Source organism: Methanothermobacter wolfeii (genome assembly GCF_025397995.1).
GTDB classification, from domain to species: Archaea; Methanobacteriota; Methanobacteria; order Methanobacteriales; family Methanothermobacteraceae; genus Methanothermobacter; species Methanothermobacter wolfei.
This window is the reverse complement of record NZ_CP104550.1, coordinates 1,025,344-1,051,328: the sequence shown is the minus strand read 5'-3', so window position 1 is coordinate 1,051,328 and position 25,985 is coordinate 1,025,344. Positions and strand designations below refer to the sequence as shown.

At 45.5% G+C, this 25,985-nt stretch carries 23 protein-coding genes and 1 CRISPR repeat array; of the genes, 17 read left to right on the top strand and 6 right to left on the bottom strand.

Translation table 11 applies throughout. From position 1 onward, the window contains the following. Nucleotide 1: 1 nt before the first annotated feature. On the top strand, nt 2–352 hold the full coding sequence (locus N5910_RS05690) for a DUF356 domain-containing protein (RefSeq protein WP_074359083.1): 351 nt from the start codon (nt 2–4) through the stop codon (nt 350–352). 73 nt (nt 353–425) lie between these two features. Here the strand turns inward: N5910_RS05690 and N5910_RS05685 are convergent, their stop codons facing one another. Then, the gene (locus N5910_RS05685) at nt 426–890 is read right to left on the bottom strand and encodes a multiprotein bridging factor aMBF1 (RefSeq protein ID WP_074359082.1); all 465 of its coding nucleotides are present in this window, start codon (nt 888–890) and stop codon (nt 426–428) included. Nucleotides 891–996: 106 nt separating this feature from the next. Here N5910_RS05685 and N5910_RS05680 point away from each other — a divergent pair, with 106 nt between their 5' ends. Beyond that, nucleotides 997–2,229 carry a proteasome-activating nucleotidase gene (locus N5910_RS05680; RefSeq protein WP_074359081.1) on the top strand — a complete coding sequence of 411 codons (1,233 nt, stop codon included), beginning with the start codon at nt 997–999 and terminating at the stop codon, nt 2,227–2,229. A 219-nt stretch (nt 2,230–2,448) separates the two neighbouring features. Here N5910_RS05680 and N5910_RS05675 read toward each other — a convergent pair whose 3' ends face one another. Beyond that, nucleotides 2,449–3,174, bottom strand: coding sequence for a UPF0280 family protein (locus N5910_RS05675; RefSeq protein ID WP_261599407.1), 726 nt, complete (start codon nt 3,172–3,174; stop codon nt 2,449–2,451). 175 nt (nt 3,175–3,349) lie between these two features. Here N5910_RS05675 and N5910_RS05670 point away from each other — a divergent pair, with 175 nt between their 5' ends. From N5910_RS05670 to cgi121, 5 genes are all read left to right on the top strand, one after another. After that, the gene (locus tag N5910_RS05670) at nt 3,350–4,066 is read left to right on the top strand and encodes a PH domain-containing protein (protein WP_261599406.1); all 717 of its coding nucleotides are present in this window, start codon (nt 3,350–3,352) and stop codon (nt 4,064–4,066) included. Then, on the top strand, nt 4,063–5,196 hold the full coding sequence (locus N5910_RS05665) for a geranylgeranyl reductase family protein (protein WP_074359079.1): 1,134 nt from the start codon (nt 4,063–4,065) through the stop codon (nt 5,194–5,196). Before N5910_RS05670 ends, N5910_RS05665 begins: the two co-directional genes overlap by 4 nt. After that, complete coding sequence (locus N5910_RS05660; RefSeq protein ID WP_074359078.1) at nt 5,184–6,194, top strand: TIGR01177 family methyltransferase; 1,011 nt, start codon at nt 5,184–5,186, stop codon at nt 6,192–6,194. The genes N5910_RS05665 and N5910_RS05660 overlap by 13 nt, the downstream gene beginning before the upstream one ends. Before the next feature lie 113 nt (nt 6,195–6,307). After that, nucleotides 6,308–7,783 carry a 2-isopropylmalate synthase gene (locus N5910_RS05655; protein ID WP_261599405.1) on the top strand — a complete coding sequence of 492 codons (1,476 nt, stop codon included), beginning with the start codon at nt 6,308–6,310 and terminating at the stop codon, nt 7,781–7,783. Between the two features lie 21 nt (nt 7,784–7,804). Further along, on the top strand, nt 7,805–8,275 hold the full coding sequence (cgi121, locus tag N5910_RS05650) for a KEOPS complex subunit Cgi121 (RefSeq protein WP_261599404.1): 471 nt from the start codon (nt 7,805–7,807) through the stop codon (nt 8,273–8,275). A 147-nt stretch (nt 8,276–8,422) separates the two neighbouring features. On the opposite strand, the gene N5910_RS05645 is transcribed toward cgi121, so the two are convergent. Further along, complete coding sequence (locus N5910_RS05645) at nt 8,423–9,385, bottom strand: DegT/DnrJ/EryC1/StrS family aminotransferase (protein ID WP_261599403.1); 963 nt, start codon at nt 9,383–9,385, stop codon at nt 8,423–8,425. A gap of 82 nt (nt 9,386–9,467) precedes the next feature. Continuing rightward, nucleotides 9,468–10,631, bottom strand: coding sequence for an Nre family DNA repair protein (locus tag N5910_RS05640; protein WP_191216591.1), 1,164 nt, complete (start codon nt 10,629–10,631; stop codon nt 9,468–9,470). Nucleotides 10,632–11,243: 612 nt separating this feature from the next. Continuing rightward, nucleotides 11,244–14,852: direct repeats of the CRISPR family, unit length 30 nt; unit sequence GTTAAAATCAGACCAAAATGGGATTGAAAT. A 105-nt stretch (nt 14,853–14,957) separates the two neighbouring features. On the opposite strand from N5910_RS05640, the gene N5910_RS05635 reads away from it, so the two are divergent. The 5 genes from N5910_RS05635 (at nt 14,958) to N5910_RS05615 (ending at nt 20,639) form a co-directional block, all read left to right on the top strand. Continuing rightward, nucleotides 14,958–16,148 (top strand): tyrosine-type recombinase/integrase, encoded by a 1,191-nt coding sequence (locus N5910_RS05635; RefSeq protein ID WP_261599402.1) that lies wholly within the window; start codon nt 14,958–14,960, stop codon nt 16,146–16,148. Between the two features lie 223 nt (nt 16,149–16,371). Next, nucleotides 16,372–16,812 carry a hypothetical protein gene (locus tag N5910_RS05630; protein ID WP_261599401.1) on the top strand — a complete coding sequence of 147 codons (441 nt, stop codon included), beginning with the start codon at nt 16,372–16,374 and terminating at the stop codon, nt 16,810–16,812. A 179-nt stretch (nt 16,813–16,991) separates the two neighbouring features. Further along, nucleotides 16,992–17,153, top strand: a complete 162-nt coding sequence (locus tag N5910_RS05625) for a hypothetical protein (RefSeq protein WP_261599400.1) — start codon at nt 16,992–16,994, stop codon at nt 17,151–17,153. Between the two features lie 380 nt (nt 17,154–17,533). Next, nucleotides 17,534–18,625, top strand: coding sequence for a hypothetical protein (locus tag N5910_RS05620; protein ID WP_261599399.1), 1,092 nt, complete (start codon nt 17,534–17,536; stop codon nt 18,623–18,625). A 7-nt stretch (nt 18,626–18,632) separates the two neighbouring features. Then, nucleotides 18,633–20,639 (top strand): DNA-methyltransferase, encoded by a 2,007-nt coding sequence (locus tag N5910_RS05615; protein ID WP_261599398.1) that lies wholly within the window; start codon nt 18,633–18,635, stop codon nt 20,637–20,639. Between the two features lie 695 nt (nt 20,640–21,334). On the opposite strand, the gene N5910_RS05610 is transcribed toward N5910_RS05615, so the two are convergent. Further along, nucleotides 21,335–21,628, bottom strand: coding sequence for a hypothetical protein (locus N5910_RS05610; RefSeq protein ID WP_261599397.1), 294 nt, complete (start codon nt 21,626–21,628; stop codon nt 21,335–21,337). A gap of 95 nt (nt 21,629–21,723) precedes the next feature. Continuing rightward, nucleotides 21,724–22,152: a nickel-responsive transcriptional regulator NikR gene (gene nikR, locus N5910_RS05605; protein WP_261599396.1), complete on the bottom strand. Its 429-nt coding sequence runs from the start codon at nt 22,150–22,152 to the stop codon at nt 21,724–21,726. Nucleotides 22,153–22,230: 78 nt separating this feature from the next. Here nikR and N5910_RS05600 point away from each other — a divergent pair, with 78 nt between their 5' ends. The 5 genes from N5910_RS05600 to N5910_RS05580 all read left to right on the top strand — a co-directional run bounded on the left by N5910_RS05600 (nt 22,231) and on the right by N5910_RS05580 (nt 25,962). Next, nucleotides 22,231–22,398 (top strand): hypothetical protein, encoded by a 168-nt coding sequence (locus N5910_RS05600; protein ID WP_261599395.1) that lies wholly within the window; start codon nt 22,231–22,233, stop codon nt 22,396–22,398. Between the two features lie 237 nt (nt 22,399–22,635). Continuing rightward, nucleotides 22,636–23,220 carry a hypothetical protein gene (locus N5910_RS05595; protein WP_261599394.1) on the top strand — a complete coding sequence of 195 codons (585 nt, stop codon included), beginning with the start codon at nt 22,636–22,638 and terminating at the stop codon, nt 23,218–23,220. Nucleotides 23,221–23,330: 110 nt separating this feature from the next. Continuing rightward, complete coding sequence (locus N5910_RS05590; RefSeq protein ID WP_261599393.1) at nt 23,331–24,044, top strand: metal-dependent hydrolase; 714 nt, start codon at nt 23,331–23,333, stop codon at nt 24,042–24,044. After that, nucleotides 24,041–24,304, top strand: coding sequence for a hypothetical protein (locus tag N5910_RS05585; RefSeq protein ID WP_261599392.1), 264 nt, complete (start codon nt 24,041–24,043; stop codon nt 24,302–24,304). Before N5910_RS05590 ends, N5910_RS05585 begins: the two co-directional genes overlap by 4 nt. 143 nt (nt 24,305–24,447) lie before the next feature. Next, a complete protein-coding gene (locus N5910_RS05580; RefSeq protein ID WP_261599391.1) occupies nt 24,448–25,962 on the top strand; it encodes a DUF11 domain-containing protein in 1,515 nt (504 codons plus the stop codon). The last annotated feature ends 23 nt before the right edge of the window (nt 25,963–25,985 follow it).

The following is a 25,985-nucleotide window of genomic DNA, read 5'->3' as shown; positions in this document are numbered from 1 at the left end:
GATGTCTCTTATAATCATAAGGGCTGACAGCAATGAGAAGATCCTCAACGCCATAGCTGACCTTGAACGTCATGGCGGACTCAAGGTCATCGGAAAACCCCGCCTGATGCGGAGGGAGCTGGCTGACAGGCTGGCATCCTCCATACTTGGAGGTCCGTTAAGGAGCAGGGCCTCTGCCGCTGCAGTTGTGGAGGTTGAGGAGGATGATACAGAGAGTATAATGGCCGTCAGGAGGATACATCCCCCGGCGCATCTGATCGTTGTAAGCAGTGAGTACGATGAGTACGGTGAGCTCAGGGATATATTCAGAAACCTCAGGGTTATGAGGGGGTATTATTCCCATAAGGGGTAGAATAAGTTGTTTTTTGATAGTGTTGTTCCCTGAGGACGAGTTCATCTTGTAGGGGATAAAATGAGGGGGGTTATCAGCTCCTCTTTATCCTGGCAATATCACCTATGGTGGCTCCCCTGAAGCCTCCAGCCTCAATTTTATCGGTTTCATCCCCTTCGAACTTCTCAAGTAACTGGATATTAAGGAGCCTTTCAAGTTTCTTTGCGAGTTTAATATCAGGTTCCATCCTCTCGGATTCGATCCTGTTTATAACGGATACCTTTTCATTTATCCTTTCTGCGAGATCCTCCCTTGACCATCCCCTTGACTCACGCTCTGCCCTTATGATCTTCCCATAATCCTCAACAACTTCATAGATGGGTTCAGGTCCTCTTGAACGTGCGGGTCTTCTTTTCACAGGACTCTTTCTGGGTTTACGTGGTTCTCTCTGGACTTTACCGAACCTTGAGCATTCCTTGCAGACATCCATAACTGAGCTATCGATTTTTGTCTTTATAGGTTTTCCAACAATTCTTTTACCGCAAATCTCGCATCTCATGAAGATCCCTTTTTATTTTATTCTAGATTTATTCCACCCCAATATTTAAATATTACTAGGGACAAGATAGTATACAACAAAATTTAAATAGGAGTGTTCTAAAATCATGGAAAATAACTCCCAGAATGTAATGAAAAAGATTGAAGACCTCAAAAAAGAAATTAGAATGCTTAAAGAGGAAAATTCCAAGACAAAAAGGAATCTGATGTGGAAAATCAGAAAACTTGAGAAGGATAAACTTTTAATTGAAAATGAGAAGACAAGGCTTGACAGGGAAGTTAAATCCCTGCGTGGTGAGATAGAAAGGTTCAGGACACCACCACTGGTCATAGCCACAATCACAGAAGTACTTGATGATCACAGGGTCGCAGTAAAGAGCAGTACCGGCCCCCACTTTGTAATAAATTATTCAAGATTCATTGACAGAAAACAGCTCGAGCCAGGTGCAAGGGTTGCATTAAACCAGCAGACCTTCAGCATAGTTGATGTGCTGCCATCAGAGAAGGACCCTGTTGTAACTGGCATGGAAGTTGAAGAAAAACCAGAAGTCTCCTACGATCAGATAGGCGGCCTTGAAGAGCAGGTCAGGGAAGTCAAGGAGACGGTGGAGCTTCCACTTAAAAAACCAGAACTCTTCGAGAAGATAGGTATAGAGCCACCTAAAGGCGTGCTTCTCTACGGCCCGCCGGGTACGGGTAAAACACTCCTTGCAAAGGCGGTTGCACATGAAACCAACGCCACATTCATAAAGATAGTTGCATCTGAATTCGTGAGGAAATACATCGGTGAAGGTGCAAGACTCGTCAGGGGAGTCTTTGAACTTGCAAAGGAGAAGGCTCCGAGCATCATATTCATAGATGAGATTGATGCAGTGGCAGCTAAGAGGCTTAAGAGTTCAACAAGTGGCGACAGGGAGGTTCAGAGGACCCTCATGCAGCTCCTTGCAGAGCTTGACGGGTTTGAGTCAAGGGGTAACGTCGGTATTGTCGCTGCAACCAACAGACCTGACATCCTTGACCCTGCCCTCCTGAGACCTGGAAGGTTTGATAGGTTCATAGAGGTCCCGCTTCCAAATGAGGATGCCAGGAGGGAGATCCTCAAGATACACACATCTGGGATGGCCCTTGCAGAGGAGGTCGACATAGAACTCCTTTCAAGGATCACTGACGGAGCATCAGGCGCTGACCTCAAGGCGATATGTACCGAGGCAGGTATGTTTGCAATAAGGGAGGAGCGCGATGAGGTCACAATGGCCGACTTCATGGACGCCGTTGACAAGATAATGGGTGTTGAGAAGGAAGAGGAATACAAACAGGAAACCGGAGTAATGTTCGGTTAATCACCGATTATGGCCTGTGATGAACCCTATGAGCTCTGAAAAGTGATGATTGATGGGCGATCTGAGGCTGTAATCATAAAACACCTTTTTTCCTGATAAATTCTGACATGGAACATCCTTTTTTTGATATTCTTTTTGATCAAGTTAAATTCTGAAGTTAATCTGATTTCATTCGCAGATTCGTTCCGAGTCTCTAATTATGAGCTTGTTTTCAGGAATTCAGACTTCCTCCCAGAGGCTTCCAAGGACGGCTTTCTTCCTGGTTTTAACTAGTTTAGGGATCCTTCCAGCAGTCCCTGCATGCTCCCCAACCACAACCATAACCCCCCGGAAGTGCTCACGGAAGTCATCAGCCCTTTCAAGGGCAGACTCAACAGCAGACCTCTCATCAGGACCCCCTGCACTGTTCGCTATTGATGTGGCCAGGGCATCTGCTACGCTGGCTTCAGATGCAAAAACCGTCACAGAATCCGCCCTCCCGAAACTTATCGAGTGACCCACTGTTCCCGATGAGGTGCAGATCCCCCGCGCCTTTCCGGGCTTTATAAGGAAGCCCACCTCACCTGAAAGGGATGAAGAACCCGCATAGAGACCCACGGTAACCTTACGGTCATTTATAAGGGCTATGTCGCCTCCGTTATCAACTATCGTGCATCTTGAGCCGAGCTTCATGGTGTGCATCAGTGAGAGCTGTGATATGGTCCCTGCAACTGCAGCCATCGGGCCGACCTCAGCCTTCCTCGCAGCCCGGGACATCATCCTCACAATAAGGGGGCCCTCCTCAACATGCACCGGCTCAAGGGAGGTTAGAAATTCCGGATCCCTCCTTATGTATTCCTTGAGGAGCATCCTCTCCCCCAGAATAAACCCGGCAAGACCATGGTCAGTAACGTCTGTTACAAGTTTTATCCTTGTCTCATCAATATTTATCTTCTCACTGATCATCATATCAACCAGCATATTAATTGAGGCTGTTTCATCATCAAAGAGTCGGGGTACACCAGCATAATTTCAAGACCCCAGCATCCGCCCATACCAGTAAATATAAAAAGATGAACCACATACCTAATCTTAGTCAGCTAACTGTTTTACAGAATATCTTGGCTTCACTGTGATTAATATGTTTGGCAGAGACAGATTCTATCCTGGTGAAAGGATCCTCTACGAGGCACATCCAAGGTTCATTCTAAACTCCAGATCAACGCTTATTAAGGTGATACTCTCACTCATAATAGTCTACTACTTCCAGAGGACGGTTGAATTCGCAGGGAGCCTCTCAAGGGTATTCCTTGAAAGATACGGGTTCAACTTCGCCAGCACTGCGGTGATCATCCTCCTATCACTGCTGTTCATATTACTTATCAGTATAATGTGGGACGTGCTCTCTTGGAGGAACAGGAGATACCTGGTGACGGACCAGAGGGTTATTGTTGAATCAGGCGTCATCAGGAAGAAAAGGTTTTACATCCATCACGATAAAATAGTTGACGTCGTATTTTCACAGGGCCTCACCGAGAGGCTGCTTAACTCCGCTGACGTTGAGGTCTACGGGGGCCATGAGGGGACGCACATAGTCCTTCAGGATGCACCATCACCCTCAAGGATAGAGAATTATATCAACAGATCCACCGGAGGAGGGGCAGCGGACCATGCAGCCGAGATAATAAGGGAGCTCTCAGATGAGACTCCGGATAAACCAGGGTTCTCAGACCCATCCTTCTGGGAGTCCGATGAGGAAGAGGAACAGGAAGAGGAGTACGCAGGTAACATGGGTTCCGTTATGGAGAGACATTCAAGGAAATTTAAAAGGTTAAGGGAAGAGGATGGTGAAGAATGAGGGACTATGATGTTATCATAATGGGGGCAGGACCGGCCGGATCAACCCTTGCAAGGCACCTGGTAGAGAGGGGATTCAGGGTATGCATCCTTGAAAAGAAGAAAATAATAGGGGTGCCCCTCCAGTGCGCGGGCCTGGTCTCACACAGGATAAGGGAGGTTAACATGCTCCCCGATGAAGTCATAATAAACAGTGTAAGGGGTGCGTTCCTCCATTCACCCTCCGGGGTAACCCTTAAGGTTTCAAAGGACAGGCCGGAGGCACACGTCATTGACAGGACAGCATACGACCAGTACCTTGCAGACCTGGCCCGTGAAGCAGGGGCAGAGATCAAACTCAAAACATCTGTCAGGGGCTTCAAGGAGAAAACAGGAACGGTATACGTGAAAGGCCAGGAGTTCAGTGCAGGCGTAATAGTGGATGCCAGGGGGTCCAGGGTAGCCAGAGGGAAGTACCATGCACTGCAGTGCCTTGTAAGGTTCAATGACCATGAAATGGACACTGACTTCGTTAACCTGAAGGTGGACTCCAGACTCTCACCGGGTTTCATCTGGAGGATACCCCTGGATGAGAGAACCGCAAGGGTGGGGCTTTTCGGACCCCTCAGGGATGCAGGAGACATCCTCAGGGATTTCCTCTCAGGTATCAGTTCGGACTTCCAGGTCCTTGAACGGTACCATGGCTTCATACCCCTCCATGATAATAAAATGGAAACCCTAAGGGACAGGCTCCTAGTCATAGGTGACGCCGCAGGACAGGTTAAACCCACAACCGGCGGCGGCATAGTCCTCAGTTCAAGGGCGGCCCTTGCCGCTGCAGACGCCATCCAGATGGCCCTTGAGGATGACATAAAGCTACTTGAAACCTACAGGGAGGGGTGCAGGAGAATCTACAGTGAGGAGATAAAGAACCAGTTAAGGGTCCAGAAGACCTTCGCCATGCTCTCAGATGATGACCTGGACCACATATTCAGGAAGATGAAGGAGTACGGTGCAGAGGATATAATATCAAGGTACGGTGACATGGACATACAGACACCCCTCATAAAGGAGTTCATAAGGAGGGGGCTCCTCTTCAGGATCATTCCATCATTCCTTCTTAAAAGGGTGGCCGGCATATGGAAATACTAGTGATACTCTCACAGGAACACCCCAGCCTCCCCCTGGCAGAACTCAGGGCAGTCCTTGAGGCAGAAAAGATCAGCTTCAGCATAAAGGAGGCAGGGAAGGGCCACGCAATTATAGATGCACCCTCCCCGGCCCACAGGATCCTTAAGGAGAGACTTGCATATGCACATGAGGTATGCCAGCTCCTCACATCCTCAGGGGTCGATGATATTGAGGACGCCTTCAGATCAATTGAATGGAAGGACATCATCGAGGGCAGCTTCGCGGTGAGAATAAGGAAACTTGACGGGGAAATCGATTCGCAGGAACTTGAAAGAAGACTCGGAGCCATCATTAAGGAGGATACCGGTGCAGCCGTTGACCTTGAGGATCCATGGACACTCATAAGGCCAGTGCTTGCAGGTGAAAGGTTCCTGATAACAAGGAGACTTGCAGAGATCACCAAGGACCACTTCAACCAGGCAAAACCCCATCTGAGGCCATTCTTCTACCCCGGCTCCATGAGCCCCAAGCTTGCAAGGTGCATGGTTAACCTCTCAGGTGTCAGGGCCGGTGACAGGGTGCTCGACCCCTTCTGCGGCACCGGAGGCATCCTCATAGAGGCAGGGCTCATGGGAATCTACGTCATCGGGGCGGATATAGACTGGAAGATGGTTGAGGGGACAGAGCAGAACCTCAGACACTACGGGATAACAGACTTCGAGGTTATAAGGTCCGATGCAAGGGACCTGAAACTCCAGGAACCTGTAAATGCCATAGTAACAGACCCTCCCTACGGCATATCCGCTTCAACAGCAGGCGAGGAGAGCGAAAAACTCTACAGGGAGTTCCTTGACTCGGCACACCCACTTCTAAAGGATGATGGGACCATATGCATGGCGGCCCCCCACTACATAGACCTTGAGGCCCTCATGGATGAAAGGTTCCATGTAAGGGAAAAATACAGTATAAGGATGCACAGGAGCCTCACACGGGTTATAAGGGTTATTGAGAAGATCTGAACACACAGTTACCCTGCCCGGGAAGCTGTGAATGGATGATATCTACATTTATATAGACTTAGAAACTAAGAGATCCCATGGAAACATTTATGAAAACTTGAAAGGGGATGCAATTGCAGGTTAGAGTACTTGACACCACACTGAGGGATGGAGAGCAGACACCGGGGGTATCCCTGACCCCCGAGGAGAAACTTAGAATAGCACTTAAGCTCGACTCACTGGGCGTGGACATCATCGAGGCAGGCTCAGCCATCACATCAGAGGGTGAAAGGGAGGGCATCAGGATGATCACCTCCGAGGGCCTTAATGCAGAGATATGCAGCTTCGCAAGGGCTGTCCAGGATGACATAGACGCGGCCATCTCATGCGACGTTGACAGCGTGCACCTGGTGGTACCAACCTCTGACCTGCACCTCCAGCACAAGCTCAGGAAGACCGAGGAGGAGGTCCTTGAACAGGCAGTGCAGTGCACGGAGTACGCTGCAGAACATGGCCTCACTGTGGAGCTCTCTGCAGAGGACTCAACAAGGAGCAGGATGGAATTCCTCAGGAGGATATTCACCGAGGGGATCCAGGCAGGGGCAGATAGGATATGTGCCTGCGACACCGTCGGCATGCTGACACCCGAACGCTCCTATGAATTCTACGGTGAACTCTCAGGACTCGGAGCACCCCTCAGCATCCACTGCCACAACGACTTCGGACTGGCGGTTGCAAACTCCCTTGCAGGGCTGAGGGCCGGCGCCTCAGAGGTCCATGTAACCATAAACGGTATAGGTGAAAGGGCAGGGAACGCAGCCCTCGAGGAGGTGGTGGTGGCCCTCTACTCACTCTATAATGTGAAAACAAACATCAACATAGAGATGCTCTATGAAACATCAAGGATGGTTGCAAGGATGACAGGGGTCTACCTCCAGCCAAACAAGGCAATAGTCGGGGAGAACGCCTTCGCACATGAATCAGGGATACACGCCGATGGAGTGCTTAAAAAGGCCGAAACCTATGAGCCCATAACACCCGAACTGGTAGGGCACAGGAGAAGGTTCGTCATGGGCAAACACATAGGCAAACATGCCCTGAGGAAACGCCTCCATGAGCTCGGCCTCAAGGTGAGCGATGAAAAGCTCATGGAGATATTCAGGAGGGTGAAGGCCCTGGGGGATATGGGTAAATGCGTCACCGACGTGGACCTCCAGGCAATAACCGAGGACGTGCTCGGCCTGATGGAGGACAAGGTGGTTGACCTTGAGGAGGTCACCATAGTCTCGGGTAACAGGGTTACGCCGACTGCATCCGTTAAACTGAAGGTTGATGGTAATGAGGTCCTTGAGGCAGGCACAGGTGTTGGACCTGTGGACGCCGCCATAGTGGCCATAAAGAAGAGCCTCGCTGACTTTGCAGATATAACCCTTGAAGAGTACCACGTGGATGCCATAACAGGGGGTACCGACGCCCTCATCGATGTTATCATAAAACTTAGACGCGGGGACAGGATAATAAGTGCCAGGAGCACACAGCCAGACATCATCATGGCAAGTGTGGAGGCATTCCTCAGCGGGGTTAACCGTCTCCTTGCCTATGAGGACTGAGACCATTCATGGTGATTGAGGGTGAAGATAGAAGTTGCAGGTTACAGGGGGAGAATAGGGAGTGTTGAAGGCATACTATCTGAACTGAGGAAGTTCAGGGGCACCATCCAGCTCCTTGATGCCAGGGCAGTGGCAGGGAGGGACCACGCCCTACATGGAGCCCTCCATGCAGTAAGGGCCTTTGAGAGGGGTAACAACATATCCTCTGACACCGGTATTGAGGTCTGCCTCAGGATAGCCGGGATGAGGCAGATAAGCAGGGCCCTTGAACTCCTCGGTATACGTGAAGGTGAAATGGAGATCTGCGCGGTCCTCATTGACTGCGATGAGGGATTGGAGTTCCTTGATTCAAGATTCCAGAGGGATGACGGTGTCCTTGAACCCGATGAAGAGTACCTCAGGAGGCTCTACGGCCTTGGCACTGAGGCGGATCTTCTTGGAGTTGAGGACGCCCTCATCGAGAGGACAACCATGCTGATTATTGATTCATAGGTCCTCTTTCCATGGTCTTATGTGGATTCTCATGCTACGGGTTCAGTATCCATGAGATAGTCTAAGATTACTTTTCATGATTTTCAATATGGATTTTCATGCTGATTATTTATTCATCTGGGTCATGCTGAGTAGCTGTATGGGATGTTATGATGGTTCCGGGATGACGCCCCTGATTATCTCAACAAGCCCTTCAAGGTTTTCATCTGTAAGGCACCTGACATCAAGGTTTTTAACCTCAACCGCAACCGCATCCTCAAGAACCCTGTCATAGAGGGGGCAGGCAGTGAATATGCTTCTGCCATCAGCATTCACAAGGCCCCTTAGCACCCTGGCATCCCTCCTCGGATCCTCCGAGGGGATGATAACATTCACACCCCTCCTTTCAGGGTGCAGGGCCCCTTCAAGGTTCTTCTTAAGGTAACTGCACGCCCTCAGGGTCTCCCTGAGGTTGACCCCGGCACTTTCAAGTTCAAGGGCGACGGCAGCCCTCACATAGGGGTCTGCCCTGAGGCATGAGACAAGGGCGTCCCTCTCAAGGAAGCCGGGGATGGATGTTGATACGAATCCGCCGCCACCAGCATTGACGGTCTTCGGGGAACCCGTTGATGCAAGGATGATGTCACTGTACCTCCCGTTGCACAGCCTCCCCTCAGGGTCCGAGACGCTGCCTGAGGCATCCTCCACGAGGATGGCGCCATGGGACCTGCACACCTCCCCCAGTTCCTTGATGGGCTGTTCAGCGGTGTAACCTGCGAAGCTTGTTACAAGGAGTGCCGAGGCCCCTGTCTCTTCAAGGGCCGATTCAAGGGTCTCGGGGCTGATCAGACCCCTTTCTGTCTTAAGGGGGATGGTTTTCCTTCCAGGTATCGGCGGAATCCTCCTGAAGCCACGCCACCCACCCTGGTCCGGTATAAGTATGGAACCCTCGAGGCGTGATGCAACAAGGAGTATGGTTGCGCTGCCACTGTTCACCAGGAGGGCAGCCTCATGTCCGGTGATCTCCTTTATCCTCTCTTCAGGGTTGGGTATATCATCGTAGAGCGCTGCCCTGCAGACAGCCCTCCTTGTTTCAGGGGATGGTCTTCTGAATCTAAGTTTCATGTTCATCACATTCTTTATCAAATTTCTGGATCCTTAATACATGAAGTGAGGTCTAATTTTCCTTTGAATCATGGGGGTCCCGTCGGGGTCAGCTGAAGAATGAGTCCAGCGTGGTCTGCCTTGAAGCCCCCAGGTCCTTAAGGAGGCTGCTCCTCTTCATGAAGCTTTCAAGTCCAAGTCGCAGTTTACTGTCCATGACCTTAAGGGCGTCTTTAAGGTCATTGAATATGAGCGGCTCCTCCTTCATGGCATTCTTGACGTTCTCCCTGACGTTGAAGACACCCAGCGGCACGTATCCAGGGTATGCCTCCCTGAGTATGAATGCGCCTGCCTGTCTCCCGATCCTGTCAAGGGCCTCAAGGACAGCCATCTTTGCACTGTAGTAGCAGCCACCCACCCTTGAGTACTCCCTCTTACCGGGTCCTGTTTCATGGTCCGAGAAGATCATTGCATGTTTATCAGACTTCATGAAGGCCTCCATCCACTCGTACTGCCATTCTGATGGTGTCAGGAGTACCAGGTAATGGTTCTGGAGGCTTTCAAACTCGTAGAGGTGATATGCATCCAGGACTTCATATTCGACCACCCTTTTCATGAAGTGGTCTGCCAGTGTGCTGTCACAGGCGGTTATGGACCACCTTGTGGGGACCAGCCTCCTTCTCCTGCCATCACCGAGGGCACCCACCGAGAGGGCCTTCTGGACGGCTGAAAATGGTACCTCCCTGCTGTGGAGTTCTATTATGGCTTCCGAGGCCTTCAGGTCGGTGTCATAGTAGGCCCTTTCAAGCTCACGGTCCCAGCGGACGTTATCTATCTCGAAGTTTTCTATGACTGCGCTTGGACCGTGGGGGGTCTGTTCCTCACTGAAGAATAGTCCCCTGGGTTTTTTCCTGAATCTTGCTTCGCTTTCAATAGCCCCTGATGAGAGGGATATCTCCTGGAGCTTCTCGACGAGTTTAGTGTCAAGGTCCCTTACCCCCACAAGCTGTTTTCCCCTTACAAGGTTGAGTCGGTAGTCTATGATCTCCTCCTGGGTCTTCTCTTCAGGTATCCATCGTTCAGGGGAGTCGAATATCTCCACTTCCCCCTGGAGAGGGGCTATCATGGGTCCGGCGTATACCTTCGGGTAGTTCCAGCTTCCTATGAACACCGATGGAGGTGTTGCACCCTCCAGTTCCTCACCCACACTGGTTGATTTCATCTTAAGGTCCCTTGTTAGCCTCTGGAGGAATGCGTACTTTGATTTTATCATCATATGAAGGTTTCAGCTGAGGGGTTATATCTTTTATGATGCGCTTCCCTCCTTTTATCTGTCCTGAGTTTAAGGGAGTTCACCATTAACTGATGGTCATGTAAGTCCTGATAACCCCCAGGGAAGCCTATGAATGCTCAGGGCTCTGGATGATGCGGATTCAGATTATCTGATTGACCTTCAGGGGTTACTGGATGACTTTGATGATAATCTGAGCTATTAAAAATGCATAATTGATTTAAATATCCCCTTGCACGTTTTAATTCTTTTATTTTTATTTTAAGGTGTTATTGACTGTTTATTGGTTATTTTAAGGTCTCTGGTTCAGTCGTCTATCCCATGAAAATTCACAGGAAAATTTTAATAACAATAAGTTATTTTAACTCCTTTTTAACTGTAAAAGTTTGAACAGGCACCAGAGATTATTTATCTTGTCATAATTGTTTTAAAATTGTTTTAGATTATTTTTGTGTCTTATTTTTTTATTTGGAGATGTTTTGTTGAGTCGTCTTCCTTTATAAATGGAGTGCATTATTGGGGGTCGACAAATTTATATATCTGAAAGGAGAAATTTCATAGCGTTAAGGGTCAAACAGAGAAAAAATCCGCCCTGTTAAAATCAGACCAAAATGGGATTGAAATTCTCATATGGATCCCCGTAGAGGTCCTCAAAGACCTGTTAAAATCAGACCAAAATGGGATTGAAATCATGCACTATATGCACCTCTAGTATTCCTTGCGCAGAGTTAAAATCAGACCAAAATGGGATTGAAATAAAACGGAACACAAGGTACTGGGCATTGGGGTTCTGTTAAAATCAGACCAAAATGGGATTGAAATAGGTCTTACGCAGCCTGCTGAACAGGAAAAGGTACTGGTTAAAATCAGACCAAAATGGGATTGAAATTCAATGAAGGCCTCCACTGACTCCCTGGGGTGTTCGGTTAAAATCAGACCAAAATGGGATTGAAATGTTCTTCAACCGTTTTCTCTCTCATTCTTTCACCTAGTTAAAATCAGACCAAAATGGGATTGAAATCTGATTCAGGAGAGGCGTGGATCATACACTCCACCGCGTTAAAATCAGACCAAAATGGGATTGAAATCTCTATTATTTCTGTTCTCTTCATTCATATCACTTCGTTAAAATCAGACCAAAATGGGATTGAAATCTGAGAGGATATCATCTACTGTATGTAAATAACCCTGTTAAAATCAGACCAAAATGGGATTGAAATCTAGGAAGGGCGGTGAGGCTCTTGATTGGCTCGCTGGTTAAAATCAGACCAAAATGGGATTGAAATTAGAATTTCAAGTGTCTCTTCTAGGACTGTTTCTGGTTAAAATCAGACCAAAATGGGATTGAAATGGTGGGTTATTCTGAGGATGATGCTGGCTATGGTGGGTTAAAATCAGACCAAAATGGGATTGAAATGTTGTCACCACCTTCTGGAAACCATCAGGTGCGTAGAGTTAAAATCAGACCAAAATGGGATTGAAATCAGAAGGATAGAATCAGAGGCAGGAATCGAATTCGAGAGTTAAAATCAGACCAAAATGGGATTGAAATCTGGGTTCATGCAGGTGAACTCCACTACAGGTTCTGGTTAAAATCAGACCAAAATGGGATTGAAATAAGGGTGCATAATTATATGCTATCATGTAGTGTTTACGTTAAAATCAGACCAAAATGGGATTGAAATGCCAATAACCATATTTTTTTTATCAGTTTAAATGAGTTAAAATCAGACCAAAATGGGATTGAAATAATCCGCTTATGAGGTTTCAAAGGCCTCATTGGAGGGTTAAAATCAGACCAAAATGGGATTGAAATACCCCTACTTCCGGAAAAGACGTTGTTTCTATTCGTTTCCGTTAAAATCAGACCAAAATGGGATTGAAATTTCCACCTCCTTGGTTTTCTGGAGGTCGTGGAGGGTTAAAATCAGACCAAAATGGGATTGAAACAGCTCAACTTCTACGGGTTCCTCCATGGCGGGGAACCGTTAAAATCAGACCAAAATGGGATTGAAACTAGAATGTGGCGGTCTCCTCCACCATCCTGTGAAGGTTAAAATCAGACCAAAATGGGATTGAAACAAGCCAGATGCTCCTGTCTCCCTTTGCCTCGGCGTCGTTAAAATCAGACCAAAATGGGATTGAAACTATCTGAAGTCAATATCTGTCCATATCTGTCTGTATCAAGGTTAAAATCAGACCAAAATGGGATTGAAACTTCAAGGATTTCACTGTCATCATCGCGTAACTTGAGGTTAAAATCAGACCAAAATGGGATTGAAACTATCGTGATCCGTATCGTGGTCCGTATCAGAAGTCCGTGTTAAAATCAGACCAAAATGGGATTGAAACGAGATCCGTCCGCATACCCCTGAGGGCTTCATGTTAAAATCAGACCAAAATGGGATTGAAACTTAGGTCATGTGGGTCTGAAGGAAGATAATGACGTCAGGTTAAAATCAGACCAAAATGGGATTGAAACAATTTCTCGTTTCTCATTATCTCACCTCCATCTGGTTAAAATCAGACCAAAATGGGATTGAAACACCTGCACCTGTACTTCTGTGTGGGTGTGGGTGGTGTTAAAATCAGACCAAAATGGGATTGAAACGCGAAGGTCATTGAAGTAGCCGCCGTAGGAGAAGAGGTTAAAATCAGACCAAAATGGGATTGAAACACGTCCCCCATTATCCATCAAGATCACCTGTACATATCTCGTTAAAATCAGACCAAAATGGGATTGAAACCAAGAAACTAGACTACGTTGTATACCCCGTCACTGATTCGTTAAAATCAGACCAAAATGGGATTGAAACTCGCCTGGGGCCCAGAACCTGAAGACCATTTCATCCGTTAAAATCAGACCAAAATGGGATTGAAACATCAATACTTCCCACTACCTCGAAGAACATTTCGAGGGTTAAAATCAGACCAAAATGGGATTGAAACGGTATTCATCCGCATTCATCTTCCTCTGGATGGGTTAAAATCAGACCAAAATGGGATTGAAACTCGAAACCCCCATCCACCAGTCTCTCTATGGTTTTCAGTTAAAATCAGACCAAAATGGGATTGAAACGCATCCATTATTTTCTCTACCACATTCATTTTGTGTCAGTTAAAATCAGACCAAAATGGGATTGAAACAAACCCACCAAGAAAACACGTGCTCTCAGAAAATGAGTTAAAATCAGACCAAAATGGGATTGAAACCTCATCACTCCACGAACATTCATCCTCATCATGTCAGTTAAAATCAGACCAAAATGGGATTGAAACATCAATACTTCCCACTACCTCGAAGAACATTTCGAGGGTTAAAATCAGACCAAAATGGGATTGAAACGGTATTCATCCGCATTCATCTTCCTCTGGATGGGTTAAAATCAGACCAAAATGGGATTGAAACTCGAAACCCCCATCCACCAGTCTCTCTATGGTTTTCAGTTAAAATCAGACCAAAATGGGATTGAAACTAGACTCTCCAGAATTGGCCTGTCTTTCCAAGGTTAAAATCAGACCAAAATGGGATTGAAACGGTCTCCTTCCAGGGCTGTCTGAACCATGTTCTCATGGTTAAAATCAGACCAAAATGGGATTGAAACCAAGCTCCGCGTTGAACTTGAGAATCCGATCCTGAGGTTAAAATCAGACCAAAATGGGATTGAAACGGTCTCCTTCCAGGGCTGTCTGAACCATGTTCTCATGGTTAAAATCAGACCAAAATGGGATTGAAACCAAGCTCCGCGTTGAACTTGAGAATCCGATCCTGAGGTTAAAATCAGACCAAAATGGGATTGAAACGCCCGATCTGCAGGAGAAGGTACAAGTTCGGTGAGTTAAAATCAGACCAAAATGGGATTGAAACTCGAATAGGATGACCCTATCGGCCACCTCTTCGAAAAAGTTAAAATCAGACCAAAATGGGATTGAAACCTTCTTCCCATACCCTGTCAAGTCTTTCTTTTGTTTCGTTAAAATCAGACCAAAATGGGATTGAAACGCAGCTTGAACGGGCGCCAGGTAAGGATCACGAAGGTTAAAATCAGACCAAAATGGGATTGAAACGGTCTGTGAGTATGAGTTGTTCTGCGTGTGCTCCGATTTGTTAAAATCAGACCAAAATGGGATTGAAACTGGGTTTTTTCTATTCTTGTGATCCAATTTTCATAGGTTAAAATCAGACCAAAATGGGATTGAAATTTAGTTCGCTATACCGTTCTATTACGAACATATGGTCCGAATAAACACTATTTGTAATAAGATATTTAAGAGGGAGTATTAAATAATATTTTTGGAGGATGTCGTATGAAGTTCGGAGATTCGGACCAGATAGTCTTTGAGACCTGGGTACTTCGCCAGGGCCTGGAGAAGTCCACCTTCAAGACCTACCTCCAGTGCCTCAAGAAGTACTGTGAGGTCACCGGCATGACACCTGTAGAACTCATAACCGAGGCAGAGGCCGAGGAGGAATCTGGCATCAGGATGAGAAACCGCAGAATAAACCTGCACCTCCTGAAGTTCAGGAAGGCCCTTGAGGATGAGAACAAGGCCCCCTCCACCATCAACCTCTACTACTATGCCATAAGATCATTCTATGATGCGATGGACATAGAACTCCCCAGGATCAGACGGCCCTCAGGTGATATCTGCCTGGAGCAGAACTACGGGAGGCTAATCACCAGGAAGGAACTCAGGGCACTTGTGAGCATGGCACCCCCCAGGGAGAAGGCCCTTATCTACCTTATGGCACTCTCAGGGATGGCCCAGGCAGAGGCCAGGAGGCTCACCATCAGGAAGTTCCTGGACGCTGCAGGCGATGCAATCGGCCGTGAACTGAAGACGGTGGAGGACCTCTTCGAGGCCGAGGATGAACTCAGGGAAGAGATCATCACCCTGGACATCGTGAGGAAGAAGGTGAACTACCGCTACATGACATTCATACCCCCTGAGGCCACCAGGGAGATCATAAACTACCTCAAGGAGAGGATGTACGGACGCAATGAGAAGATCAGGGTCAGGGACTATGAGAGGGCCCTCTTTGTTAAGAGGAACGGAGAGGACATTGACAGGGACATCATAGTAACAAACTTCAGGCGCATAGGCCTCGAGGCTGGTTTCAAGAAGAGGGATGGTGCCTACAGTTTCTGGCGGGCCCATGCACTGAGGAAGTACTTCATATCCACCATCATAAACAAGATCGGGGACAAGATCCTTGCTGACTTCCTTGCAGGTCATAAGATATCTGATGTGGACAGGGCCTACTGGTACATGGACCCTGAGGACCTCAAGAGGAGGTACATGAAGGCCCTCCCCTACCTCTCCATTGATGGCGTTGAGGTCAGGACGATTGAGGACAGGGATTACAGGCGTCTGAGGGAGGTTGAGCGGATCTATAACCAGATGAAGGATGAGATCCGGAAGACCGAAAAGCTGATCCAGCTATTCAGGGACCATCCCGAGTTCAAGGAGATTCTCAGTAAGAGGACCAGCGGCTGATTTTTCCACCTTAACAGATTCCCTTTTCTTCAGATTCCCTTTTCTTTTTTTCACAACCCTTGATAATATTTATATATAATAAATTAATACTAATTATAGTAATAATTTCGGAGGTGTACATTATGAGCGATGTCTGTGAAGAGGATATAATGGAGGCGATAGACGCATTCGAGAGGCTTGTCAAACTCCTGAACGACGCCGAAACACTTCTGAGGGAGTGAACATGCAGATGGTGAAGGTTCTGGTTTCTGCGAGGTGTAAACCAGAGTCAAAGGTGATCATAAAGAACAGCAACTACACCTACGGCGATGCAATCGACTACTTTGCCAGGAAGATCAGCAACGAGAACACGAAGATCCTTGTTGAGATTGAGACCCTCAGGGAGAGGATCATGGAACTTGAGGACGAACTCAAAACCACGAAGAGGAGGATCGAAAGGAAAAAGGAATACCTGCAGCTCCTCGAATCAAGGTACTCAGACGAGGTACAGGTTGATGAGATGGTCATGGAGTCAATCAGGACCATAAGGAGTATAGCTGAAACATTCGACTGCGAACCGACTGAGATCGATAGGTTCACCGGCGCCGATACCCTTGAATTCCATGCCAAGAAATGTGGTATCACACGACTTGAACTTGAAGAGCTCCTGAAAATGGACCTTTAAACCCAACTTATTTTTTTATTCACAGCCCATAACCTCCATGTCCCTGGTTCTCTGAATCCATTCTGCAGTCCTCCTATTCTGGCTTTCTGCAGCAGGAATGGGGGCGGAGGGAAATTGGCGATAAATTATAAATTTTTATAAGTTCCATGTGGCAAAGGTTATGCAGAGGTGTTATCAGTATGGTTAACAGGAGACCGAAAGGAGGACTTATAAACATGGAACCTCTTGTTGTCAGACTCTACTCTGATGAAATTGAGGCCATTAAAAGCAGAGTCCCGCCAAATACAAGCATGAGCGCCTACATACGGAAAATAATCCTCAAACACCTGGAAGATGATTAGAATCAAGTTATGGGCCTTATGATAAATCCAGAATAGTGAAAAAGTTTTTTGATAGATCCTCACTCTTGTTCTACATGTTTTGAACTATGTCATGATATGTATATCCGATATAGGTTATTGTATATAACTCTGCGAGGGTGCCCTTAAGGGCGGCGTGATATAATATATGCGATATATACATCCGCTATATACATATATATGATATGTATATCAGGCGGCCCAAAGAGTAGCGCCAGCGGGCCCATCATTTCTCCAAATAATCCTCAAACACCTAGAAGATGATTAGGATCCAGGTTCATGGACATGATGATAAATCCAAAAGGCTACGAAAATTTTGACATGAAATGAAGTCTACATTACAGTTTTAGTAGGTGCAAAAAATGAAAAATCCCAAATTCACAGAAAACCAAAAAGAAATTGAAAAAGAAGAATTTGAATTTCTACAAAAGCTAAACTTTATAATAAAAGAAAGTTTGGAATTATTTAATACAAATCTAAAGAATTCAATGAAGTTTATTAATTATATAACATTGCCTATAATCATGGCAAGCATAGAATCAAAATCTTTTAATCCATTCTCTGAGATTATAGAAAAACATATAGCATTCATTTTAAATTCTAAAATGAATTCACTTGGTTATAAATTTTTACCATTAGGTTATTCTTCTGATTTAACATATGAAAATGATAATAGTATTATTCATATAGATATCAAAACTGCTAATCTTGAAAACCCTTCAGATTTTAAAGACACTGTACCTCTTGGAATTAACCAATCAAGTTATCCGGGAGTTTTAGATTGCAAAATAAGAGGTAAGAATATAAAGGCTGATTGTAAAAAAATAAAGGTATACCCAAATATTCCCACCACTTATAATAATAAGCTTACAATCACGAATGCTCTTCTATTCATCTATCCCGACTATAAAGAAATAATTGATGAGATAAGGGAAGATTATATTGCTATAAGAGAGTTAATTAGTATCAATTTAAAAGACATTCTTACTCCAATAGAAGGCTCTTTAGAAGAATTTTTGAATTATAAACCATCTAATGAAAAAAAGAGATTAGAACCTATTTTGGATAATATAGTGAGAGGGTATTTTATACATGATAAACTACGTCATGAATTCTCAGAAAACGTTGAAAAGGACTTGGAAGAATTTGAGAAAAAGATTATTGGAATAGCAAAAAAGTTAAAGGAACGAGAAATAAAACCCGTTGCCATATTATCCATTTCTATTCCCAATGGAGAATTAGCGCCTCATTATGATGATGAAATAGTGAGTGGCAAGAGCTGGGGATCTTCCTTCAGATATCATTACAAGAAAAGCGGTAACTCAGTTTTCAAAGGATTAGATAACAAGGCATCCCGTGCCGTGTTCCTACACATCAACAAAGAATACTTACCTGTTTTAAAAAAATATTTTGATCCCATTACCGTATATGAGCTAACAGAGAAAAGGTTATAGTGGTAGTATGGTTAAAGGAAAGATTTTATTTGGGGATGTTTTTAGTGCATTAAGATGTTTAGAGGATAATAGTATTTCTGTTGCATTAACTTCTCCTCCCTACTGGAGACAAAGAGATTATGGGTTTAAAGGACAAATTGGTAGAGAAAAGACTCCGGAAGAGTATATAGGGAGATTAATCGTTATATTCAGGGAGTTAAGGGCTAAGCTAAAGGATGATGGAGTGTTCTTCCTAAATATAGGTGATAAGTATAAGAATAGGTATGGTAAATCCCATCTTCTTCAGATCCCTTATAGGCTTGCAGCACATATGATCAAAGATGGTTGGAAGCTTTTAGATATAATTATATGGTATAAACCCAACCATATGCCTTCATCAGTTAAAGACAGATTCACAAACACTTATGAACCCGTCCTAGTTTTCGGGAAATCCGATGAAAACATTTACACAAAAAAACACCCAGTCCTCAAAATACCACTGCAGCAAACAAAATGGAAGCATACAGCAGTTTTTCCTGAGAAACTGGTTTCATCTTTACTCTCAAGGTGCAACCTTAAAGATGGTGATTACATTTTAGACCCTTTCGCAGGGACAGGAACCACAGGGGCAGTGGTAAAAAAAATGAAGTATCAGCTGTATCCCAAAGATTTGAATGTTATACTAATCGAGAAGGGAAAAAAATTTTTAGATATTATCACTGAAAGAACTGGTATCAAGGAAATTAAAGAGCTTAAATCTTCTGAATATACATGGGAACCAGTTAATGATAAATTAGCCTTTTCAGAGGATAAACCTCTTATAATCATCGAGGATACTCATGGTGAAACATTCATCGCTAAAAACAGTGAAGAGTTCTCCCGTATAATAATGGGAATGCTTTCAGAAGAATTCCAGGATTTTCATAGAGAGGATGCTGTCTACTTTTTCGGTGTAAAAAACTGGAAATTATCAGACCTTGTTTTACCAGGATTATTAATAGACCATGGCTTTATACTTCGAAATATGATAATAATTGAAGACGGCTCTTCATGGTATCCTGTCTTTATGCTGGTAAAAGACACAACAAGGGTCAACTACAAATTTTATATAGACAGGATTAGAAAGAAACCAAAAACCGTACTACCAGAAAAATGGAACCAAGAAGACTTTATAGGCCTCATCGTAAATGATAACCTCTCTAAAAAACCCAGGAAAGGAGAAGTTGTTGACATAATATCAACATACAGCCAGGATAATTTCCCTAAAATAGTCGCTGTATCCTGGGAGGACGACAATATTTCTCTTGAATTATGCCTAAATCCCCGAAAAGATGAATTCATCATGGAATCACTACAATTTACATGTCCTCACTGTGGGACACAACTTATAGACACCTATGACCCCTTAGGGGATAACATCTGTTATAACTGCCAAAAAGAGATATACGGAAAAAACTCCCTCCCCATCCTAAAAGAATCAAAAGAAATCATAGAATCCCTAGAATCAGTTGAAAATGGAGAATATCAAGTCGGAGAAAACATAAAACCACAGTATCAAAAAAGATGCAAGGAAAGTAAAAGTAAATTCGCAGGCATGGAACGAATGAATTGGGGCGCTTCACCAGGAGCAAGAAAAACCATAATAGGCGACTCGTTCTCCAAGATGAGATTATATCGATTAGATCAACCAACCATAGCCAGATACCTTAATATTTATATGAAAAAGAATGACCTGAGAATTAAAGACATTACCCAAGCCTTACCACCAGAATACAAACATACAGTAGGGCATTGGTTCAGAAAAGATTTTGGGGGATCCATACCACTCCCAGAGGACGTGACCCTATTAGAGGAAATCCTCAAACTGGACAAAGAATTCGCCAGAATCCTAAAAAGAAGTGTCCTCAAATTACAGACAGTAAAACATTCCCTGAAGGGTAAAAATCCAGGAGATTTCCTTGAACTTGAAGAAAACAAACTTAAGGAATATTTAACAAAAACATACATGCCACCTTCTTATTACATAAAAAAATGAAAAGGTTCTTTTTTCTTTAATTAAATCTTATTTAAATGTCCTTTTAAGTATTGCCTCTTTTTCTGGAGTTTTATTGATCTTCTAGCATGATATTTCATCCACAGTACAGTATTTAATCCGTCTACTATGCTCAGGATGGTGTAAATATCCATTCTCCTTTTTCTGGCGGCTCTACTGCACTAGGACTGTGTAATCATGGAGTTGTCTTTGTATTATTATATTGTATGGGTATGTATAATTCAATATAAATTCAATATAGATTATTGTATATAACTCTGCGAGGGTGCCCTTAAGGGCGGCGTGATATAATATATGCGATATATACATCCGCTATATACATATATATGATATGTATATCAGGCGGCCCAAAGAGTAGCGCCAGCGGGCCCATCATTTCTCCGGGATGGATATCCATGCCCCGTATATCATCCCCTGTATTACGATATATGTATATCAGCTTCACCCAAAATTTTGGGGTGCCTCCGGAGGATTATATACACAGATGTGTATCCTATATCGGCTGATGTGTATCAGACCCCTCATTTCCATCTCCTGAAAAACAGTTTTAGGGCCGCTGGAGTAAATTGTACATCCCACCCGCCCACCCCTTACCACCCCCAATACAACAATGCCATAAGGCGGGTGCGGGAGTCAGTTAAAATCAGACAAAAATGGGATTGAAATAAGAAGATACTTTACTCTTTGATTTTGAGTGTTTTCCCAATGTATTTCGACTTTGTTTTTCCGTTTTCTTTCCAGTAGGCATACCAGTAGGGGCCGTGAGGGCATTTCTTGCAGCCTTTCTTCCCGCACCTAACCTTCTCGAGCCTGTAGGTTACTGAGGCCACGACCTCCCTTTTTCCTGAAGGTTCATCCTCAGGTTGCTGGGATTCCAGGGCTCTGATCCTGGCATCTATGTATTCCTTCATCTCCTGCAGCCTTTCAATATCCCCCTGACGGTCTATTATTGCTGTGAAGGTCTTTAACATGTCACCACCAATTAATCTTATGTAACTTTTTACATATAAAATTTTGTTAATGGTTACATAAGAAACATGGCAAAGTTAGAGCCACTCGCAGGCTTTCAGTGATTCCCTACCCTGTCATTCTCTGATGATATGCTGGTCAACCTGACGTGTTCAACACCCTTGAGTCCCATCATCTTCTCTGCGAGTCCCTGGATCTTCATGATGTCTCCCCTCACCACCAGGACCTCAAGGAATCTGGCCCCTGTCAGGGGAACCCTCATCACGGCATCTATGTATTCAGTGTATTTGTGCTGTATGTCACCTATCTCGTCTATTACTCCTGTTTGGTAGTCATAGATCACTGAAACCGTACCTGTACGTTCTCCTTCCATTTCATTCATCCACTGGTACCTTACAATGTAGTCCTTAATGGCGTCCCTTACACCCTTTGATCTTGACTGGTAGCCACGATACCTTAAAACTTCATCAAACTCCTTCAAAAGCTCTTTTGGTAGAGACATGCTTATCCTTGTCACTTTACTCATGTTAACACCCCTTGTTTCCGACTTAATTGTTTAATATAAATTTAAATTAACTTACTACCAGATAGTATTATTTTAGAGATGGTTAATAAGATTAGTGCTCCTGCAGCAGGACCCTTCGCACCACTGGAGCAAGAGGGCCCGGCACAGGATGTGAAACTGAAGGGTGATGGGTATCACCGGGAAGAGGGTGTAAATAAGTTGATAATATTGATACTGCTGCCTGAAATGACACCACCCCAAGAATAAGTTAGAAACCTTTTCCATCCACAAACACCCTCTCTGAGGGTCTCTGTCAGAAAAACAAAAAATCCACCCCCTTATCCATACTTGACTCGTTTAAAGGGCTTTGGTAATTCAGGGTGTCAGGGGGTGTCAAAGCCATTACCACCATTGACCACTGCAAATAAATAATAATTTCAAGTGCAACTCCTCATAAAATATTAATATGGGATGTAATTATATTATCATCACCGGGAGGTGATAGTGATTGAAGACAGGATTATAGATGCATTGAATGACGGTAAAAGCGTTGCAGTCCAGTACCGCGACGTTAATGAGTACATGGAGCTTGACACAGGCCATGAGAAGATATACCTCGAGAATGTAAACCCTGCGAAGGAGGTGGCAACAGAAATCCTCATGGAATTTTCCACAGCATCGAGGAACACCATATACAAGAAATACACCACAAACGAAATCGTGCAGGAGATAAGAAAGAAGACAAAGAACAGGAATATCCTCCTGGTCTTCAATGACCTGCAGCAGGCCTCGAAGAGCAGTGTGAGGGTCCTCCTGGACATCATGGAAACACTGCAGATCCTCTGCAGCATCAGGGGCGGGACAAAGAAGCACCAGAGCAGGCTTCTGAAGAAACTTGTGATCCTAAAGGACCCCGGGGATGAAGTGATAGACATAACACTCCCCATGGTAATCTTCGCAGGTTCAGTCGCATTCATGGTCTACCTGAAGATAGCCCTGAGCCTTTCGGGCTTTATGGCTTATATAGTGCTTGCATCGATATGGTTCGGGACCATAATAGCCAGGACGCTTCTCTGGATTAAGAAGTGAGGAGGATCTCCGGTGAGTGATTTTGCATACCTCTTTCTATTCGGCCCCGCAGTGGTTTTCGTCCTCTTCTGTGGGTGGTATTTTCTCTGGCTTTACATGGCAGGGATAACGTGAAGTGGTATACACACGCAGTCTTTGCAGTGTTTCTGGGTGCAATACTGGGCTACATACTTGGATCGGAACTCACGGTCAGGTTCTTTATCATCACCATCACAGCGAGTATCCTCCCTGATTTTGCAGAGAAATCTGTCTACGAGACACATAAAAGGCAGCTCCACAGTGTGTTCTCTATTGTCCCCTGCATCCTGATGTATATCTTCCTCGACCTGACGGTGGGGGCGGCCCTCACGGCAGGTATGGTTTCACACCTCCTTCTTGACTGTCTCACACCTGCAGGCTGCCCTCTCCTGATGCCCCTGAGCAGGAGGAGGTACAGTGTGATGTGGAGGTACAGTGACAGCAGGGCCAGGGAGAAGAGGATAGTCGCAACGGCTGTGCTACTGGCGCTCATAACGGTCCTGACGGTTGCAGCAAGCGGCACATTCACTTCAGCCATCTCAGCATGGGCGAACAGGGACGCCCAGGGTAAAGTCAACTCAACGAATTCCACAAACCCAAGCCTCCATCTCACCATCACCAACCCACAGAGGGACACCTGGGTCCACCCTTTCCCCAACGGCAGCTACTTCATTGACGTGAGCGACTCCCCAGGGACTGATAGAACAGTTTATCACAGGTACTGCACTAAGCCGGGGCCGGAGCGTAAGGTTAGGTCCTCTGAGGGCCAGGGCAATGGGAGTGCTGGAGAAAACGGTACGGGGTGATTGTTCTGTCGGGATCTGATATCGATGATGTGGTGAAGTTCATATCGAAGCTGGATTATGATCACGGCAAGAAGATATTCCTCCAGAGGGTTTACCTTGACCTCAACACTGCCTGTAAACTGCATATACTCAGCTTCATTGAGGAGAGGTCCAGGAGTGACATCTCGCGGAGGGCTATTCAGATGATGATAGATGATTATGAGAGGGAATACGGGAACCTCATTAACCTTGTGAAGAGGGACATCCTCATGTGGATATAGGTGCAGCGGTTCCATCCCCATTTATTTTTTCTTATGTAACTTGTCCACTGATCAGCATCTACATGGTTACATAAGAATGTACCCAAAGGCATGCTTTAAAGCCCCACCCGAGTTTCCAGTGTGAATAACATAGGAGGTGAAACATGCGAAGTGCTAAATTCGTTCTTGCAGCTCTCATGGCCATCTTTGTTCTTGCAGGTTCATCGGCTGCAGCGGATGTAGGCATTGAACTTGACAAGAACATGACCGACGGGAGCGCAATAAAGCCGACGTACAATTCGACGATGAAAATCAAGGCCATAGTTAAGGCTGGTAACCAGGACGTTCAGAATGTGACTGCAACGGTACGACTGCCTGAGGGCCTCGTACTCCAGGACTACTACATGAGCCAGGGATACTATGACCTCGAGACAGGTACCTGGGAGGTTGGTTACATCCCTGCCTATGAGGAGAGGTCCCTGACATTCGTTTGCCTGCTGAACAGGACTGGCAGCATTACTGTGAACGCCAGTGTAACAGCTGATGGGGATGATAACAGTGCAAACAACAATGCAGAGTTAGGCTTCAAGGTGTTTGGTATATCAGACCTTCAGCTTAACGTCACGAGCAATAAACAGACCCCACGGCTCGGCGAAACTGTGAGACTGACGGTTAAACTTAAAAACAATGGCCCCCATGACGCGAACAATGTCAAGGTAGGTAACTTCCTCTCAGGCGGACTCGTCGTGCAGAGTTTCAGCTATGATGCCGGCTACTTCGATGACCTGACAAAGGAGTGGGTCTTTGACACCCTTGCAGCGGGTGAAGAGGCGACCCTCACACTTGATTGCCTTGTCAACAGGACAGGTGAACTCTCAGACTATGTTTCAGTAAGGGAGGTCGATGAGGGCGACGCCAACGTTTATAACAACATGGCCCGCGCCACCCTCTCGGTGAGGGGCACTGACCTTGACCTCGACGTTTCAGCGAGTAAGACAAGGGCCTATCATGGTGATGTGATCAATGTTATCTGCCGCGTGAAGAACAATGGCCCTGAGAATGCCCAGAACGTGATTGTCAACCTGCAGCTACCCGTGAACCTACAGGTCCAGAACGTCCAGGTGGACAGGGGTACTTACAGTAACGGCAACTGGTCCATCGGTGATCTTGCAGACAATGAAACAGCGCTTCTCAACATCACTGCAAGGATTGTGTCTGCAGGTAACTTCACAGTGAACGCCTCTGCAGTCTCATCTGCGGTTGATGACAGTAACTCCGTGAACAACGATGATACAGCGATGATATCTGCAGCAGTCCCCAAGAGGGCCCTCAAACTCAAGATAAAGAACAACTCTGCAGTGACGATCAGAGTACTCCTATATGTTACAGTCAATGATCACGACAAAATCACCAGGAAGACCTACAACTTCTACCTCAAGAAGGGCCTGACCAGAGAACTCAACCTTGGGTACTTCCAGATCGGTACAAGCGCCCTCTTCAAGCAGTACACCTATAATACTAACTACAGGTCAAGGACAGTGGCCTATGAGAACACCTACAACTCCACCGGTGTCAGGACACAGAGGGTGAGCGTCAGTGGTGTGAAAGGAAGGCAGAAGGCACCTGTGGTGAGGCTAACAACCTTAACGTTCGACGAAAACAGTTCAAGCATACAATAAACAACTTTCAATTTATTTTTTTG